Genomic DNA, 13,953 nt, shown 5'->3' with positions numbered 1-13,953 from the left:
GCAATCGATCACGTCTGATCTGCTTCGGGGAAATTGTGAAGATCGAGGCCGGGAGGGTGGCTTACTGGGAATTGTGTCTCCTTCCACCCCTTTGTTGCTCTTAAACGGATTTGGCACCGACGTTGAAATGGTTCCTTCTCCTAAGCCTAACTCGCTCTCGGATCGGCACAGGCGAACGATCTTGCGCGAATGGGGCTCTCAGGTTTTTGTCTCTGTCTTTGTTTTCTGTCTGTGTCTCGGTCTCATGTCTCGGTATCTGTCTCTGTCTCTGTCTCTGTGTATCGGTAGGGCTACGGATAGGGGTATCGATAGGGCTATGCACGTCTGTTGAGATAATCACTGTTAGCGAGCCTGGAAACGTTGGATGGCCCCTGCTTTTGTTCCGCCCGAGCACTTTCAAAAGTATCCCGAGATTCGATAAATCCTTCTTCGGCGGCCTCACGGATAGTGTCGCTTTGGATGTTCATGATCAGGCGCGAAGTTCCCGTCGCATGTTTGCCGTTTGTGATGGGGTTTTCCTTGAACCAGCCCGCCACGAATATTTCGCTGGTGTCTTCGTCAAACAGGATCAGGCCGGCAGACGTAATTTCCTTTCGGGCGGCTTGATATCGCGCTGTGTCCCACCCAAGGTCGTTCGCAGCGTATCCATCAGGAAGGCGGTAGCATCCGGCACTCGTTTGATGTTCACAGGTGGAAAAGTAGAAGAATGCAAGTCTGGCGTCAGAAGACGCCAAACCTTGAAATCGCTTGTCGCGCCACAACAGAGGCGAGACCTTGGAGAACTCACGCATGGCGATCCTCCTGTCTCGGCTTGCGATGCACAGCTCTGTGATGCAGACGGCATAGCCACCGGATCAATAGCGGCCGCTCGTAATCGTCATGGTGCGCCTCGGAGTTTTCCGCTCCGCAGACTTCGCAGGCTTGACGCTCGATTAGGCCGCGGCGGATAGCTGATCGGACTGCATTATGAGCCCACATGGCTTTAGGATTAGCTGCATTCCATTTTGCTTGCGGGGTGATATTTGGCGCTGCTCCGGTGTCAGTGATCATGCCGCGCCCCCATAAGCCAGTTCGGCCACGGCACGCGCGAGGGGCCCGGAAAGGCCGAAGCGTTGGCGGATGCGAAATTCTTGCAGTGCCAAGGGCGGTATGGTATCTCTCTGATCGTCCCGAGCCGTTTGGACAATTTCAAGTGAGGTCAGCCTGGCGGGGCTGGCCTTTCGCTTTTCAGGAAGTGCGAGCATTGGCACCTCCCTGGCTATTTGCCTCGCTCAATGCCTCGCAGGCCTCAAGAGATGACAAACCGAAGCGCTGGCGTAGATGTGGAACGATCGGGCGTGGGCATTCTCCCTTGTGCTGGCGATACCATTGAGCGGCGACGGTGATTTGAGCGGTGGATTCGTGACAAAGGCCGGTCATCGTGCGGCCCCCGTGTCGCGGGTCTCAATGCATGCGTTCTGCCATGCCTCAATTTCGTTTTCGAGCCAGCCGACTGCACGCGGGCCGAGCTTAATGGGCTTGGGAAAGATTTCTTCTGCTACTTTGTTGTAGATACTGGAGCGGCCGAGCCCGGTTGCTCGCATTACCGCGTCGAGCCTGAGAATGTTCTGAGCCATGTAGGTGGTCTCCGTTGAACGTTGTTGACGCTCAATGGATAACCGGCCTCAGAAATCCGTGGCGCGGTAAGTCCCGGACACTTACCGTGCTACTCGTCTCGCACGCGGATGCGCGCCAATTCGGCCATGATTTCATCGGCCTTGTCGCGAACCGTCGACGCGCCAGGCTCAATCGGGCTGTCGTCGAGCCCTTGGAGGAGAACCTCCTGAATCTTCTGCCGGTCCGCTTTCGGATCCCCGACAAGCCTTAGCTGGCCTTCGAGCGCCTTCGCGGCAAGATGGATCAGCGCGATTTCCCAATCATGTTTGGGCGGCCTGTAGGAAAGATTCTTGTGACGAACTTCCATGCCGACATTCTTGCCGTACATGTCGTATTTCCGCTCTAAAGCGTCTCCTGTGTCAGCCACCGGGATAGTGAAAGCGACTTCGCGTGGTTTCTTAGCCATTGTTCGCTTCCCTTATCGCTACGACGTTGTTGCCCTTGCCGGCCGACTTGCCGCAATAGTCCGCCCAATCTGCCATGATGCGGCGGCGCTTCTCAAACAGATCGCCACGGCGATAGGCGGCCTCGACCTTGTCGCCAACTGTGTGAGCTAGCGCCATTTCGGCAACCTCATTCGGATAAGCGGTCTGCTCTGCAGCCCAATCGCGGAATGTCGATCGGAAACCATGGACGGTAAGGTCTTCGCGCTCCATCCGGCGCAGCGTCATAAGCAGCGCCATTGAGGACAGACCGCCCTTGCCGCGGTTGCCGATGAACACAAAAGGATTGTCCTCCTCGCGGGGCAGCTCGCGCAGGAGATCCAATGCTTGCTTGGAGAGAGGGACGCGGTGATCCTTTTCCGCCTTCATGCGGGCGCCAGGGATGACCCACAGCGCGTTTTGCATGTCGATCTCGGTCCAGAGGGCGCCCAGGGTCTCGCCGCTTCTGGTCGCTGTGAGAATGGCGAACTCGAGCGCCTTGGGGCTGACCCCCTCCATTGCTCGCAGATCGCTCATGAAGGGCGCTATCTCGGAATAGGGCAGCGCGGCATGATGCTTGACCTTGGCGACCTTCTGGCGCTTCGGCAGCAACTTGTCGAGATGCCCTTTCCAGCGGGCCGGATTGTCGCCCGAGCGGTAGCCGTGAGCCGTAGCCCAATCGAGTATTGACTCGATGCGCCCACGAACCCGGGTCGCGGTTTCCGGCTTTTCTGTCCAAATCGACCGCAGGGCCTTCATGACCAGACCAACGTCAACTTCGGCAACGGGTAGCTTGCCGAAGTGCGGGAACACATAGCTTGCTAGGGTGTTCTGCCACTGGTCGGCGTGCTTGGCGTTCTTCCAGCCGGCTCGGTGTGAGGAGATATAGGTCGAAGCGCAATCCTCGAAGCTCATAGCCTTGGCTTCTGCGATCAATGCGGCGAGGCGTTCGCCGTCCCGCTCCTTTATCGGGTCGGTGCCGTCCATGAGCTTGCGTTGCAACTCAAACGCCTTGTCGCGGGCCTCCTTGAGCGGAACGAGGTTTACGGAGCCCAAGCCCATCTTCTTGGCTTGCCCGTTTTTCATGTATCGGAAGATCCACGCCTTGGAACCGCCCTTGGCAACCTGGAGGTATAGACCCAGTCCATCGGCATACAGACCGGGCTTGGAAAGGCTGGTGACCTTTGTCGGCGTTAGCTTGTTGATGGCCCGCATGTTCGTCTCCCATAAGGACAAATCTAGGTACAAACTTGTACTAGATATACATGGACATTAATGGACTTGTAAAGACCAAGAAAGCCCAGATATGCGGGATTTGTACGAGTTTTTGGAAGCTAATGGACGGTGCAGGAGTTAGGCGGAGCGGACACCTCTTCCGCCAGATTTCCCAATTGTCCGACCCATAGGTAACGGCCTGTCCCCGCAAAATGAGGCTCATGATTGGGGTCATTCTCGCGCTGATGTCCTCGGTTCCGGCCATGGCAGCGGCGGACGTCTACAGCCCGGCGTACATCAAAGGCGATGAGCAGCTCTTGTGCTCCCCAACGTGTGATGGGCGACACGGGCACGTAGTACCAGCCTGTGCCTGCTGTGACCCCTTGTCTGACGGCCACTGAGCAGTGAATCTGAGCGACATTCAAATGACCTTAGGGATGCGTGGAAGTACGTCTTTAGTGTGCATGAATTTTAGAATGTTTAAATATACATTGTCAGACGTAGGGCGCGCGTATCTTTGCATGGGAGGATCTGCGTCATGGGATCAGCTGACAACGCAAATTGGGAATTTGACAATAACGAACAGCTCAGAATCCAACCGCTCGTGGAATGGGGCGTTACGTCTATGCCGCTGCACGGCGCCGTCGTTCTGCGGCTCGGCTATGCGCTTTCGCAGCGTGAGTGGGATGTGTATCAGTCAACAGATCGTCCGCCGCACCAGATTCAGGCAGCAATGTCTGCAGCGGACGCGAAGGAACTCGGCACCCAATTGATCTTGTACGCGGAATTGCTGGACGTTCCTGCATCAGGCTTTCCCAATGGGGGGTAATGAAAATGCTGACGGGCGCGACACCCAGTCAGCGCGAACGCCGGTGCTATTACTCGCCGCTCGGTTCGATCCTGCGTGACATACATGCATCCCTTCAGGGTGGAATGCCTGGAGCATCTGGCTGCCCCGACGACCAGCGCCAGACGCGTCTTCCGCCGCAACCACGAAATTTCTATATGACCCAGCGGCTCCCTCTTTTCCATCACCGTCATCCTCAAATCCGATGAGATTTTACGAAGACAATTTCGCGCCTGTTGTTCCGCGGGAACTAACCCGCGCGGGTGGTCCGGCAGCGCGAAGTTTTGAGAGCTGGAGCGGAACTTTCTAACCGGAATCACGCGATAACGATTCACTCGATCGTCAAATCGTGCTAGGTTCGAGGTAGAGGCAGACCACATCGGTTGTTGCGAGCCGTTTCTGTTTGCCTGCCGGATCGTCCAGTACCGTCTGGGACTGGGATTTGACCCATCCGCGGTGAAGGAGAGCACCATGCATTACAGCGTGCAGTTTTTCACCTGGACGCCCAAAGAGGGCGTCCATCAAGTCGGCTCGACGGTCGAGATCGATGCGGTCAATCCAAAACTCGCGGCCGTGTCACTTTTGGGCCTCCGGCTGGATGAGACCGGTACGGCCAGGAAACTGGCAGTCCGCGTCTGGAATGCGCCGGATGACAGCAAGGTCGATTGCGAATGCTTCTACTATCATTGATCGCCGGCCGCATTCCGCAATGCTAAATTCTCCTGCATTTCGTCGCCATTGATTCGGAGTTTCAACCGGAGTGCATCGTCATCGCCAGCGCGCCGCCGCGCCGCATTTGGAACGCGTTTTTACCGGTTTCGCGAAACGTCGGAATTGCTCTTTTAACGCGGCGAGACACGCGTTATCGGTCCCATCGGCGTAAACATCACGCCGATATCCGTTCATGGCGGCGTGATGGAACACGGTTGCCAACATGGTTGAAGCGGCGACCCTATCCAATTGTGAATATTGTGGAAAATTTTGGAGGCCTCGCCCGGAATTGAACCGGGGTACAAGGATTTGCAGTCCTCTGCGTCACCACTCCGCCACGAGGCCTCGTAACGATCATCTCTTAATCGTGTGACGGGCGTTTAGACCGATTTCCCATCCAGTGCAAGACGCCTTGGCCGAATTCCAGTTTTTTCTCATGGGAGAAACCTGTCTCCCACCCGTTGCCGGTTCGCGTCGCGAGGAAAAGACCGCACATTGCTGATACCAAACCGCCGGCGACTACTGTCGGGCCCCCGCTAACGTCAATTTTCAAAGAAAATCAGCCGCCTGTATCCCCGGCGCGCGGACGCAGGTTTGCCGCTCAATGGTAACGTCGGATCAGGCCCACGAGCTTGCCTTGGATCTTGACCCGGTCGGGACCAAAAATCCGGGTTTCGTAGGCGGGGTTGGCAGCCTCGAGCGCGATCGATGCGCCCTTGCGGCGAAACCGCTTCAGCGTTGCCTCCTCATCGTCCACCAGGGCGACGACGATCTCTCCGGGACTGGCGCTGTTGGTATTGCGTATGATGACGGTGTCGCCGTCGAGAATGCCGGCCTCGATCATCGAATCGCCGCGAACTTCCAGTGCATAATGTTCGCCGGTTCCGACCATCTCGAGCGGTACAGAAATATCGTGCGTATTGTTCTGGATCGCCGAGATCGGCACACCGGCTGCGATTCGCCCCATGACGGGGATCGAGACGGAGCTATTCTCATTGCTGGCCGCGACCGGTTTGGCGGCGACTGGCGCCGGCGGAGCGCCGCGGCTGCCCTGGATGACGCTCGGCGAAAAGCCGCGCTTGGGCTGCAGGCTCATGGAATAGGCCTCCGGGAGCCTGATGACTTCAAGCGCGCGTGCCCGGTTCGGCAGGCGCCGGATGAAGCCCCGCTCCTCGAGCGCCATGATCAGCCGATGAATGCCGGATTTCGAAGCGAGATCCAGCGCGTCCTTCATCTCGTCGAAGGACGGCGGCACGCCCGATTCCTTCATTCTTTCGTGAATGAACAGAAGCAGTTCCTGTTGCTTGCGGGTCAGCATGAAAGATCACTCCGGAAATCGAGAAACAAATCAAGAACGAACACTATATGTTCCATATGTGTTCCGCAAGTCCCATAATTCGTTGAACCTTTTCAAGGTGCGAGTTTTTGGGCTTGCGGCGCCGAAAACCGGCATTCAGCGCTCTCACCGCCGATGTCCGCCTTTGCTGAGCGGAACATTTGCCCCGTCCGGCCGTTTTCCGCTCATGTTGAAACCTGTGGCGGCGGCACGGTCTGCTTCCAGGAGGCAGGGATGGTCGTCAATGGACGCGGTAACAAGATTTCGCCCGAAGACACGAACCGGGTGGTGAAGATCAGCGGTGTCGAAGCCCGGCAAGGACCGCTTGGCCGCCCGGTGCTGATGGTTCTCATCGCCAGCCTGGTGCTTGCCCTCATTGCCTGGGCGGGCGCAGAGATATTCGGCGAAAGCACCGACAATGATGCGGCGACACGGATAGAGGAAACCACGCCGGCGGCCAAGGACACCGATCAGGGCGCCGTCGACAATGCTCCGGCGACCGGGGAACAGATGCAGCCGGCCCCGGTCGACAAGGATCCGACCCCACAAACCGGTTCCAGCGGCTAGGGCCATTGGCACCTCATCGAATAAAGGCCTACGACGACCCTTGCAGCCGGGCCCTTGCAGAGTGGCGCAGATTTTACGGCGTCTGCCGCTTGCGCGCCCACCAGACGGAAAGTTTGCGGCGCTGCCGCCGGACGAAGGCGAGGTCATGCGACAGCACGATCAGGCCCAGCGGCACCATCCAGAAGCCCAGAACCGGCAGGAAGCCGAGGATACCGCCAAAGAGCAGCGCGGCGCCAAGGGTGATACGCAAGGTCCGCGACTTTGGCAGGCGCAGGCGCCACGCCCCGAGAATGAGTTCATGTCTGCTCGCATCGATACCGAATTTTTTCGTTTTCTGCGCTTCTGCCATAAACTCACCTGCCTTGCTCTCGATGCCGTACACCATAGCGCGGATTTGCGTGCGGCTCTTCCAGTGCGCGGCCTTCCCGGATGGGGAGTTCTCCACAGTCAGACAAGATTGTGCACTTTTTTTGAAAAACCGCTTGGCAAATCGGTAAAGCATTTGTATTAGCAGCCTCACTTCTGCAGCGCGCAGATGATCCCTGGTAGCTCAGCGGTAGAGCATTCGACTGTTAATCGACAGGTCGCCGGTTCGAATCCGGCCCGGGGAGCCAGTTTCAAAGGGCTGCACTTATGGTGCGGCCCTTTTTTCTTTGCATTTTTTCAGTGTGATGAGACCGGCCCGCATGCTCCCCAGTCGCCTGACCTTACTCACAACTGCGTTGTCGCCTATACTCTGCGGTACAGTTCGGGCGCATTGCAGCGGCCTGTCGCCGCGTTCGAGGATGCGTGCGCTGCGGCCAACTTGGTGCGCGGCCCTCACCCCACGGGTTCACCATGACGGCCGAAAAAGTGTCACTGACAGGGGAGAAGGAAACCCTCCTCATCACGCTTTACGCGAAGGCCGGGGAAAGCCGCCTGCCGGATACCCTTCTGCGGGATCGTTTCGCCGCCGAGGCCGTCAGCCGGATCGACTATGATTTTTCGCGGCTGATGATCGATCGCGACCTGATGATCGGCGTGGCGATGCGCGCCCATATTCTCGACGGCTGGACGCGTGACTTCATCGCTCGCCATCCCGACGCGACCGTCCTGCATCTGGGCTGTGGGCTGGACAGTCGCATATTCCGCATCGATCCCGCGCCGAACATCCGCTGGTTTGACCTGGACTATCCCGAGGTTGTCGCGCTGCGCCGAAAACTCTATCCTGAGCGCGACGGTTGTAGTCTGATCGGATCGTCCGTAACGGACCCGAATTGGCTCGCAGATGTGCCGGCCGACCGTCCGGCGATCATTGTTGCCGAGGGGCTTTTTCCTTATCTGCCGGCCGACGAAGTCCCGAAGTTGCTGCGGCGGCTCACCGCGCATCTCCCGAGTGGTGAGTTGGTCTTTGATGGCTATAGCCGGTTCGGCCTGGCGCTCATCAGCTGGCAGCCTTCGGTTCGTGTGACCGGAGCCAGGCTGCATTGGGCGATAAACGATCCGCGTGAACTCGAAACTGAGGTTCCGCGGCTGAAACTGTTGACTGAAGTGCCGGCCTATGATCCGGAAGCTTACGATCCGAGACAGATCGCCAGGCTATCCTGGGCGGCGCGTCTGGCGATTTACGCCTTCGCGGCGGCTCCGGTCCTCGGGAGAATCGGCTGGCTCCTGCGCTTTCGGTTTTGAACCTCGCGCCATGCGCCCTCCCACCGGGCTTGACGTGCCCGGCAGCCTTGCGATCAGCTGACGCGACAATCCTGCAATTCCATAGTAGAGAAGACTTCCGCCCTCGCCGGCCGAAACCGGAGCCCGACCATGCCATCAATCGATCTGCTGATCGCCTTTCTTGCCACGACCGCGGTCTTTGCCTACATCCCGGGCCCTGCCATGCTTTATGCCGCGGCCCAGACGATCGCGCGCGGCCGATGGTCGGGACTGATGGCTGTATTGGGCATTCATCTCGGCGGCTATGTCCATGTTTTTGCAGCGGCCGCCGGCCTTTCGATCCTGTTCCACGCCGTGCCAATGCTCTATATGGCCGTGAAATTCGCCGGGGCGGCCTATCTTGTCTGGCTCGGCATTTCGCTTTTTCGCGCCCGGGTGCAGGGGGACGTGACCCTGCCCGGCATCGAGCCGAAATCCGCCCGGCGCGCCTTTTTCGAAAGCGTCACCGTCGAGGTTCTCAACCCGAAGACGGCGATCTTCTTCGTGGCCTTCTTGCCGCAATTCGCCGATGTCTCCGCCGCGTTCCCCGTCTGGCTGCAGCTCGCCATTCTGGGGACGATCGTCAATCTCATGTTTTCCTCGGCCGATATCGTCTGTGTGCTTCTGGCCGGCGCCGTGATCGGCCGGCTGCGCCGCTCGAGCCAGGCGCAACGCCTCATGCAGCGTGCCGGCGGCGCGATGCTGATCGGGTTGGGTGCTCATCTTGCTTTTCAGAAGAGCTGACCGGTTGAGCTGGGTGAACAGTCGGAACGGCGTGGCGCCGCTGCAGGGACCGGCCGCCCGTTTCAACCACCCGCCCCGCAATAAAGTCATCGCTACAGCTTTACCGGCGCTGTCGGTGAGCTTATGCAAGCCCCAACGTCTTTAATCGAACATTCCAAGGGGATGATGTGCGCCTTGCATGGGTTTTTCTGGCGCTCGCCATTACCACTGAAGTTATCGGCCTGACGGTGATGAAAGCAGCCTCCTCCGGCGGCGGCGCCTGGGGCTATGCGGTGATGTATGTCTCCATCGCCCTCTCCTATGTCTTCCTCGCCAAGGCGGTGAAGAAAATCGCGGTCGGCATAGCCTACGCGATCTGGGAAGGCTCCGGCATTGCGCTGATCACGCTGGTCTCGGTTTTCATCTTTGATCACGTGCTGAGCAATCAGGAGATGATCGGCCTGATGATGGCGGTCGGTGGCATCATTCTCATCAACGCAGGCGAAGTTCACGATGAAGAGGAACTGGAAGTGGCCGATGACCGCGTCTAACGTTTATTTCCTGTTTGCGGTGCTGGCGGGGGTGCTGGATGTTGCAGCCAATCTGGCGTCCACCAAGTCGAACGGGTTTGCCCGCCGCGGCTGGGGCGCCTTGTCGATCCTGCTCGTGCTTTCAGCCTTTGCTCTGTTGGTGGAAGCGGTCAAAGGCATGGAACTGGCAATCGCCTACGCCATCCTCGGCGCAACCGGGATTTTCGGCACGGCCATTTCCGGCCGCCTCCTCTTCCGCCAAAAACTGAAGCCGATCGCCTGGGTCGGACTTGTCCTCGTCTTCGGTGCGGTTGTCGTGCTTCACACGGCCTGAGGGTCGCGCGCCATCGTCTCCGCGGCGTGACGCTGCGTTACAAGCGGCCGGTCCTTCCATCCGGTCAGCCTGTTCAGCAGCCAGAAATAAAGCCCATAAGGCAGGAGCTTGAGCAGTTTCATCATATAGGTGAAGCGCTTTGGAAAGGTGATCTCGAAACCACTTGATTTCAGGCCTTTGGCAATACCTTCAGCCGCCTCTTCGGGGCTGATCAAAGCCGGCATCGGAAATTCGTTCTTGGCAGCAGACGCCGTATCGACAAAACCTGGATTGATGATCTGCAGGCGGATGCCGGTCTTGTCGAGGTCGAATTTCAGGCTTTCGGCCATATTGATCAGTGCCGCCTTCGTCGCGCCATAGGCAGCGCTCGTCGGCAGGCCGCCGTAGCCCAAAACGGAGGAGACGATGGCGATCTGCCCGTGCCCCCTCGCCTGCATGTGGCGCACGGCTGGCAAGAGGCAGTTGACCGTCCCGAGCAGGTTCACCGCAAATGTCTTCTCGAAATCCTCTCGATGCATATCCTCGCCATGCACCGGGATGGAGACGCCGGCGTTGAGTACAGCGAGCGCCATCGCGCCGCGTTCATATTCGATGGCCGCGAGAACGCGCTCCATATCCCGCGGATCGGTGACGTCGCCGTCCAGCACGATGATCTTGCCCGGTCCCGGTGCTTCGTGTTGCAGCTGAACCAGCTTTTCGTGGTCCCGGGCCGTGACCGCCACGTCGAAGCCGTCTCTTATCAGATGCAGCGCCAAGGCCCGGCCGATGCCGGAGCTTGCCCCCGTGACCCAGGCCAAACCATGCTGCGGATGTGCGACAAAGTTGGTCATGGGTTTTCCTTTCGCTGCTCCAAGCTGCGTCACCCCGAAGTCCGGGATCACAAAACAATACGCATTGAAACGGAGTTTGTTCCCGCATTCGGGCCATTCGACGGCAAGCACCAAGCTGAACATCAGCCGTTGATTTTCCGGACCTGTCGTGCCCCGGAACCGGGTCGCCCAGGATGCCGGGGACAAGAAACGGATCATCGGCTTTAGAAGCGATTTTCTGGGCCGCGGGTCAATTTTTGCCCGCCGCGGCAGCCAGATGAAACACTTTTTCTTGCTTCGCTCTGCGCTGCAGCTGAAAAGACGTTAAGATTCCGGTATGTTGGATCGTGAAGGCCGAAAACGACTGATGCGGTTCGGACATGTCCTGTTAAAATCATCATCCGCGTCAGGCGACCGCCTGGTGCAATATCCCGCAGCCAAGAGGTTCGCTCATGTCCGTTCTGCCCTCCGTTCTCGATGCCATCGGCAATACGCCGCTGATCCGCCTCAAAGGCGCGTCCGAGGCAACCGGCTGCACCATTCTCGGCAAGGCTGAATTTCTCAATCCGGGCCAGTCGGTCAAGGATCGGGCGGCGCTGTTCATCATCCGCCAGGCGGAAAGGTCCGGGCAGTTGAAGCCAGGTGGCGTGATTGTCGAAGGCACCGCCGGCAACACCGGTATCGGCCTCGCGGTGGTTGCGCAGGCGCTCGGTTATCGTACCGTCATCGTCATTCCGGAAACTCAGAGCGAGGAAAAGAAGGACGCGATCAGGCTGCTCGGGGCCGAGCTCGTTGAAGTCCCGGCCGTGCCCTACAAGAACCCCAACAACTACGTGAAACTCTCCGGCCGCCTTGCCGCGGAACTTGCAAAGACCGAGCCGAACGGTGCGATCTGGGCCAACCAGTTCGACAATGTCGCCAACCGCGACGCGCATGTGGAGACGACTGCGCCTGAAATCTGGCGCGACACGGACGGCAAGGTCGATGGCTTCATCTGCGCTGTCGGTTCCGGCGGAACGCTGGCAGGCGTGTCGCTCGGCCTGAAGGCGAAGAACCCGAACGTCAAGATCGGTATCGCCGATCCGGAGGGTGCGGCGCTCTACAATTATTACACCAACGGTGAGCTGAAAGCCTCCGGCGGTTCGATTACCGAAGGCATCGGCCAGGGCCGCATCACCGCAAACCTTGAAGGGTTCACGCCGGATTTCGCTTACCAGATCCCGGATACGGAAGCGGTTCCGCTGGTGTTCGATCTTATTGAAAAGGAAGGCATCTGCGTCGGCGGCTCCACCGGCATCAACATTGCCGGCGCCATCCGCCTGGCAAAAGATCTGGGACCTGGACATACCATCGTGACGATCCTCTGCGACTATGGTAACCGCTATCAGTCGAAACTGTTCAATCCGGCATTTCTGAAGTCCAAGGGCCTGCCCGTTCCGGCCTGGCTGACCAGAAATTCCGCGATAACGGTGCCATACGAACCCGCCGGATAAGTATCTCATGACAACGACCGCCCTATTTCGCGATGATTTCTACCTTTCAACCACGGAAGCAATCGTTACGGGAATTCGGGAAGACGGCGGCATCGAGCTCGATCAGACCTGTTTTTACGCGACGTCGGGCGGCCAGCCCGGCGACAACGGCTTTTTCGAGCGCACCGACGGCGGCCGCATCGACATCGCGACGACACGCAACGGCGACACCAAGGACGTCATCGTCCACGTTCCCGCGGTCGATCAGCCGGTTCCGTTGGTCGGCGAAAAGTTGGTGCTGCACATAGACTGGCCGCGCCGCTACAGACTGATGCGCATGCATACGGCCTGCCATCTGCTGTCTGTCGTCTGCCAGTTCCCGATCACCGGCGCTGCCGTCGGCGAGGAGGAAAGTCGCGTCGATTTCGACATGAGCGAAACCATTGACAAGGATGAAGTGACGTCGGCACTGATGAAGCTCGTCAACGAAAACCACCCCGTCTATCTGCAATGGATCACCGACGCGGACCTTGCCGCCAATCCCGACATCGTCAAGTCGAAGAATGTCCGCCCGCCGATGGGGCTTGGCCGTGTCAGCCTCGTCTGCATCGGTGAGAAGTCCTCGGTAGACAGCCAGCCCTGCGGCGGCACGCACGTATCCGAAACTCAGGAAGTCGGCTCCATCTTCATCGCCAAGATCGAGAAGAAGGGTAGGGAAAACCGCCGCTTCCGCATCCGATTCGGCACGCCGGAAATCACTTCTGCCCTTTGATCGGAGAAAAATGCAATGACCGAACAGAAAAGCGCCTTTGTCGTATCCGCCGACTGGCTGGAACAGCGGCTGAACGATCCGACGATCAAAATCCTCGATGCCTCCTGGTATCTGCCGGCACAGAAGCGCGATCCGAAGGCGGAATATGCCGCCGCGCATATTCCGGGCGCCGTGTTCTACGATCAGGATGTGATTGCCGACCTGACGAGTGGCCTGCCGCACACCATCCCCTCGCCCGCCGCCTTGGCCGATGCCGTCGGCAAGCTCGGCATCAGCGAAACCGACACCATCGTCGTCTATGACGGTCCGGGCATCTTCACGGCGCCGCGCGTCTGGTGGCTATTGCGAACGATGGGCGCCAGATCGGTTTTTGTACTGAATGGGGGCATGGACGGCTGGAAGGCGGAAGGCCGGCCGGTGACGGCGGATGTCCCGGCGCCTGTTGCGGTCCAGTTCCATCCCCAGTTCAACGCCGGGGCCGTCGCGTCCTTTGCGGAGATGATCGACATCGTCGCCACCGGCAATCGCCAGATCGCCGATGCGCGCGGTGCTGCCCGCTTTACCGGCGATGAAGCCGAGCCAAGGCCCGGCATGCGCTCCGGCCATATGCCGGGTGCCAAGAGCCTCCCCTCCGGTGTCTTTTCCACCGGTGGCAAGCTCAAATCGCTGGATGCGCTCAGGGAAACCATCGAATCAGCCGGCATCGATCTTGAAAAACCTGTCGTTACCACTTGCGGTTCGGGCATCACCGCGGCGATCATCATGCTCGCGCTGCAATCATTGGGCCATACGGACAATAAGCTTTATGATGGCTCCTGGTCCGAATGGGGCAGCCGGGCGGATACGCCGGTGGTGACGGGAAAAGAGTGATCG

General features: G+C 58.9%; 17 protein-coding genes and 2 tRNA genes. 11 read left to right on the top strand and 8 right to left on the bottom strand.

Annotation, left to right across the window (positions count from 1 at the left end; translation table 11 throughout):
* Nucleotides 1–314: 314 nt before the first annotated feature.
* The 4 genes from ACSQ2Z_RS11890 to ACSQ2Z_RS11875 form a co-directional block, all read right to left on the bottom strand.
* On the bottom strand, nucleotides 315–791 hold the full coding sequence (locus ACSQ2Z_RS11890) for a hypothetical protein (protein ID WP_436081391.1): 477 nt from the start codon (nucleotides 789–791) through the stop codon (nucleotides 315–317).
* Between the two features lie 624 nt (nucleotides 792–1,415).
* Nucleotides 1,416–1,616: a helix-turn-helix transcriptional regulator gene (locus ACSQ2Z_RS11885; protein ID WP_436081390.1), complete on the bottom strand. Its 201-nt coding sequence runs from the start codon at nucleotides 1,614–1,616 to the stop codon at nucleotides 1,416–1,418.
* A gap of 89 nt (nucleotides 1,617–1,705) precedes the next feature.
* Nucleotides 1,706–2,062: a hypothetical protein gene (locus ACSQ2Z_RS11880; RefSeq protein WP_436081389.1), complete on the bottom strand. Its 357-nt coding sequence runs from the start codon at nucleotides 2,060–2,062 to the stop codon at nucleotides 1,706–1,708.
* Nucleotides 2,055–3,293, bottom strand: a complete 1,239-nt coding sequence (locus ACSQ2Z_RS11875; protein WP_436081388.1) for a tyrosine-type recombinase/integrase — start codon at nucleotides 3,291–3,293, stop codon at nucleotides 2,055–2,057. Before ACSQ2Z_RS11875 ends, ACSQ2Z_RS11880 begins: the two co-directional genes overlap by 8 nt.
* A 538-nt stretch (nucleotides 3,294–3,831) precedes the next feature.
* On the opposite strand from ACSQ2Z_RS11875, the gene ACSQ2Z_RS11870 reads away from it, so the two are divergent.
* Nucleotides 3,832–4,122: a hypothetical protein gene (locus tag ACSQ2Z_RS11870; protein WP_436081387.1), complete on the top strand. Its 291-nt coding sequence runs from the start codon at nucleotides 3,832–3,834 to the stop codon at nucleotides 4,120–4,122.
* A 489-nt stretch (nucleotides 4,123–4,611) separates the two neighbouring features.
* Nucleotides 4,612–4,830: a hypothetical protein gene (locus tag ACSQ2Z_RS11865; RefSeq protein WP_436081386.1), complete on the top strand. Its 219-nt coding sequence runs from the start codon at nucleotides 4,612–4,614 to the stop codon at nucleotides 4,828–4,830.
* Nucleotides 4,831–5,122: 292 nt separating this feature from the next.
* Here ACSQ2Z_RS11865 and ACSQ2Z_RS11860 read toward each other — a convergent pair.
* Together ACSQ2Z_RS11860 and lexA are read right to left on the bottom strand one after the other, a co-directional pair.
* Nucleotides 5,123–5,196, bottom strand: a tRNA-Cys gene (locus ACSQ2Z_RS11860).
* Nucleotides 5,197–5,452: 256 nt separating this feature from the next.
* Nucleotides 5,453–6,169, bottom strand: coding sequence for a transcriptional repressor LexA (lexA, locus tag ACSQ2Z_RS11855; protein WP_436081385.1), 717 nt, complete (start codon nucleotides 6,167–6,169; stop codon nucleotides 5,453–5,455).
* Nucleotides 6,170–6,421: 252 nt separating this feature from the next.
* On the opposite strand from lexA, the gene ACSQ2Z_RS11850 reads away from it, so the two are divergent.
* The gene (locus tag ACSQ2Z_RS11850) at nucleotides 6,422–6,754 is read left to right on the top strand and encodes a hypothetical protein (protein ID WP_436081384.1); all 333 of its coding nucleotides are present in this window, start codon (nucleotides 6,422–6,424) and stop codon (nucleotides 6,752–6,754) included.
* Nucleotides 6,755–6,827: 73 nt separating this feature from the next.
* On the opposite strand, the gene ACSQ2Z_RS11845 is transcribed toward ACSQ2Z_RS11850, so the two are convergent.
* Nucleotides 6,828–7,103 (bottom strand): hypothetical protein, encoded by a 276-nt coding sequence (locus ACSQ2Z_RS11845; protein ID WP_436081383.1) that lies wholly within the window; start codon nucleotides 7,101–7,103, stop codon nucleotides 6,828–6,830.
* A gap of 190 nt (nucleotides 7,104–7,293) precedes the next feature.
* Between ACSQ2Z_RS11845 and ACSQ2Z_RS11840 the strand changes: the two genes are divergently transcribed.
* The 5 genes from ACSQ2Z_RS11840 (at nucleotide 7,294) to ACSQ2Z_RS11820 (ending at nucleotide 10,027) form a co-directional block, all read left to right on the top strand.
* Nucleotides 7,294–7,368, top strand: a tRNA-Asn gene (locus ACSQ2Z_RS11840).
* A 223-nt stretch (nucleotides 7,369–7,591) separates the two neighbouring features.
* The gene (locus ACSQ2Z_RS11835; protein ID WP_436081382.1) at nucleotides 7,592–8,422 is read left to right on the top strand and encodes a class I SAM-dependent methyltransferase; all 831 of its coding nucleotides are present in this window, start codon (nucleotides 7,592–7,594) and stop codon (nucleotides 8,420–8,422) included.
* Between the two features lie 129 nt (nucleotides 8,423–8,551).
* Nucleotides 8,552–9,184: a LysE family translocator gene (locus tag ACSQ2Z_RS11830; RefSeq protein WP_436081381.1), complete on the top strand. Its 633-nt coding sequence runs from the start codon at nucleotides 8,552–8,554 to the stop codon at nucleotides 9,182–9,184.
* Nucleotides 9,185–9,351: 167 nt separating this feature from the next.
* A complete protein-coding gene (locus ACSQ2Z_RS11825) occupies nucleotides 9,352–9,714 on the top strand; it encodes an SMR family transporter (RefSeq protein ID WP_436081380.1) in 363 nt (120 codons plus the stop codon).
* Complete coding sequence (locus ACSQ2Z_RS11820) at nucleotides 9,701–10,027, top strand: SMR family transporter (protein ID WP_436081379.1); 327 nt, start codon at nucleotides 9,701–9,703, stop codon at nucleotides 10,025–10,027. Before ACSQ2Z_RS11825 ends, ACSQ2Z_RS11820 begins: the two co-directional genes overlap by 14 nt.
* Here ACSQ2Z_RS11820 and ACSQ2Z_RS11815 read toward each other — a convergent pair.
* Nucleotides 10,015–10,857 carry an SDR family NAD(P)-dependent oxidoreductase gene (locus tag ACSQ2Z_RS11815; protein ID WP_436081378.1) on the bottom strand — a complete coding sequence of 281 codons (843 nt, stop codon included), beginning with the start codon at nucleotides 10,855–10,857 and terminating at the stop codon, nucleotides 10,015–10,017. The two genes, ACSQ2Z_RS11820 and ACSQ2Z_RS11815, sit on opposite strands and share 13 nt — an antisense overlap.
* A 431-nt stretch (nucleotides 10,858–11,288) precedes the next feature.
* Here ACSQ2Z_RS11815 and ACSQ2Z_RS11810 point away from each other — a divergent pair, with 431 nt between their 5' ends.
* The 3 genes from ACSQ2Z_RS11810 to sseA are packed head-to-tail and all read left to right on the top strand — an operon-like array spanning nucleotide 11,289 to nucleotide 13,950.
* Nucleotides 11,289–12,329: a cysteine synthase A gene (locus tag ACSQ2Z_RS11810; RefSeq protein WP_436081377.1), complete on the top strand. Its 1,041-nt coding sequence runs from the start codon at nucleotides 11,289–11,291 to the stop codon at nucleotides 12,327–12,329.
* Nucleotides 12,330–12,336: 7 nt separating this feature from the next.
* On the top strand, nucleotides 12,337–13,080 hold the full coding sequence (locus tag ACSQ2Z_RS11805) for an alanyl-tRNA editing protein (protein WP_436081376.1): 744 nt from the start codon (nucleotides 12,337–12,339) through the stop codon (nucleotides 13,078–13,080).
* A 15-nt stretch (nucleotides 13,081–13,095) separates the two neighbouring features.
* Nucleotides 13,096–13,950 carry a 3-mercaptopyruvate sulfurtransferase gene (gene sseA / locus ACSQ2Z_RS11800; protein WP_436081375.1) on the top strand — a complete coding sequence of 285 codons (855 nt, stop codon included), beginning with the start codon at nucleotides 13,096–13,098 and terminating at the stop codon, nucleotides 13,948–13,950.
* Nucleotides 13,951–13,953: the final 3 nt, after the last annotated feature.

Source organism: Pararhizobium sp. LjRoot235 (assembly GCF_964254145.1).
Taxonomy (GTDB): Bacteria; Pseudomonadota; Alphaproteobacteria; order Rhizobiales; family Rhizobiaceae; genus Pararhizobium.
This window is presented reverse-complemented; position numbering and strand designations above follow the sequence as displayed.

Excerpts from the sequence above, each read along its gene's own strand:
- ACSQ2Z_RS11830 (WP_436081381.1), top strand. The coding sequence starts at position 8,552 with ATGCCATCAATCGATCTGCTGATCGCCTTTCTTGCCACGACCGCGGTC.
- ACSQ2Z_RS11810 (WP_436081377.1), top strand. The coding sequence starts at position 11,289 with ATGTCCGTTCTGCCCTCCGTTCTCGATGCCATCGGCAATACGCCGCTG.
- ACSQ2Z_RS11890 (WP_436081391.1), bottom strand. The coding sequence starts at position 791 with ATGCGTGAGTTCTCCAAGGTCTCGCCTCTGTTGTGGCGCGACAAGCGA.
- sseA (WP_436081375.1), top strand. The coding sequence starts at position 13,096 with ATGACCGAACAGAAAAGCGCCTTTGTCGTATCCGCCGACTGGCTGGAA.
- ACSQ2Z_RS11835 (WP_436081382.1), top strand. The coding sequence starts at position 7,592 with ATGACGGCCGAAAAAGTGTCACTGACAGGGGAGAAGGAAACCCTCCTC.
- ACSQ2Z_RS11875 (WP_436081388.1), bottom strand. The coding sequence starts at position 3,293 with ATGCGGGCCATCAACAAGCTAACGCCGACAAAGGTCACCAGCCTTTCC.
- ACSQ2Z_RS11885 (WP_436081390.1), bottom strand. The coding sequence starts at position 1,616 with ATGGCTCAGAACATTCTCAGGCTCGACGCGGTAATGCGAGCAACCGGG.
- ACSQ2Z_RS11880 (WP_436081389.1), bottom strand. The coding sequence starts at position 2,062 with ATGGCTAAGAAACCACGCGAAGTCGCTTTCACTATCCCGGTGGCTGAC.
- lexA (WP_436081385.1), bottom strand. The coding sequence starts at position 6,169 with ATGCTGACCCGCAAGCAACAGGAACTGCTTCTGTTCATTCACGAAAGA.
- ACSQ2Z_RS11815 (WP_436081378.1), bottom strand. The coding sequence starts at position 10,857 with ATGACCAACTTTGTCGCACATCCGCAGCATGGTTTGGCCTGGGTCACG.
- ACSQ2Z_RS11865 (WP_436081386.1), top strand. The coding sequence starts at position 4,612 with ATGCATTACAGCGTGCAGTTTTTCACCTGGACGCCCAAAGAGGGCGTC.
- ACSQ2Z_RS11850 (WP_436081384.1), top strand. The coding sequence starts at position 6,422 with ATGGTCGTCAATGGACGCGGTAACAAGATTTCGCCCGAAGACACGAAC.
- ACSQ2Z_RS11805 (WP_436081376.1), top strand. The coding sequence starts at position 12,337 with ATGACAACGACCGCCCTATTTCGCGATGATTTCTACCTTTCAACCACG.
- ACSQ2Z_RS11870 (WP_436081387.1), top strand. The coding sequence starts at position 3,832 with ATGGGATCAGCTGACAACGCAAATTGGGAATTTGACAATAACGAACAG.
- ACSQ2Z_RS11820 (WP_436081379.1), top strand. The coding sequence starts at position 9,701 with ATGACCGCGTCTAACGTTTATTTCCTGTTTGCGGTGCTGGCGGGGGTG.
- ACSQ2Z_RS11845 (WP_436081383.1), bottom strand. The coding sequence starts at position 7,103 with ATGGCAGAAGCGCAGAAAACGAAAAAATTCGGTATCGATGCGAGCAGA.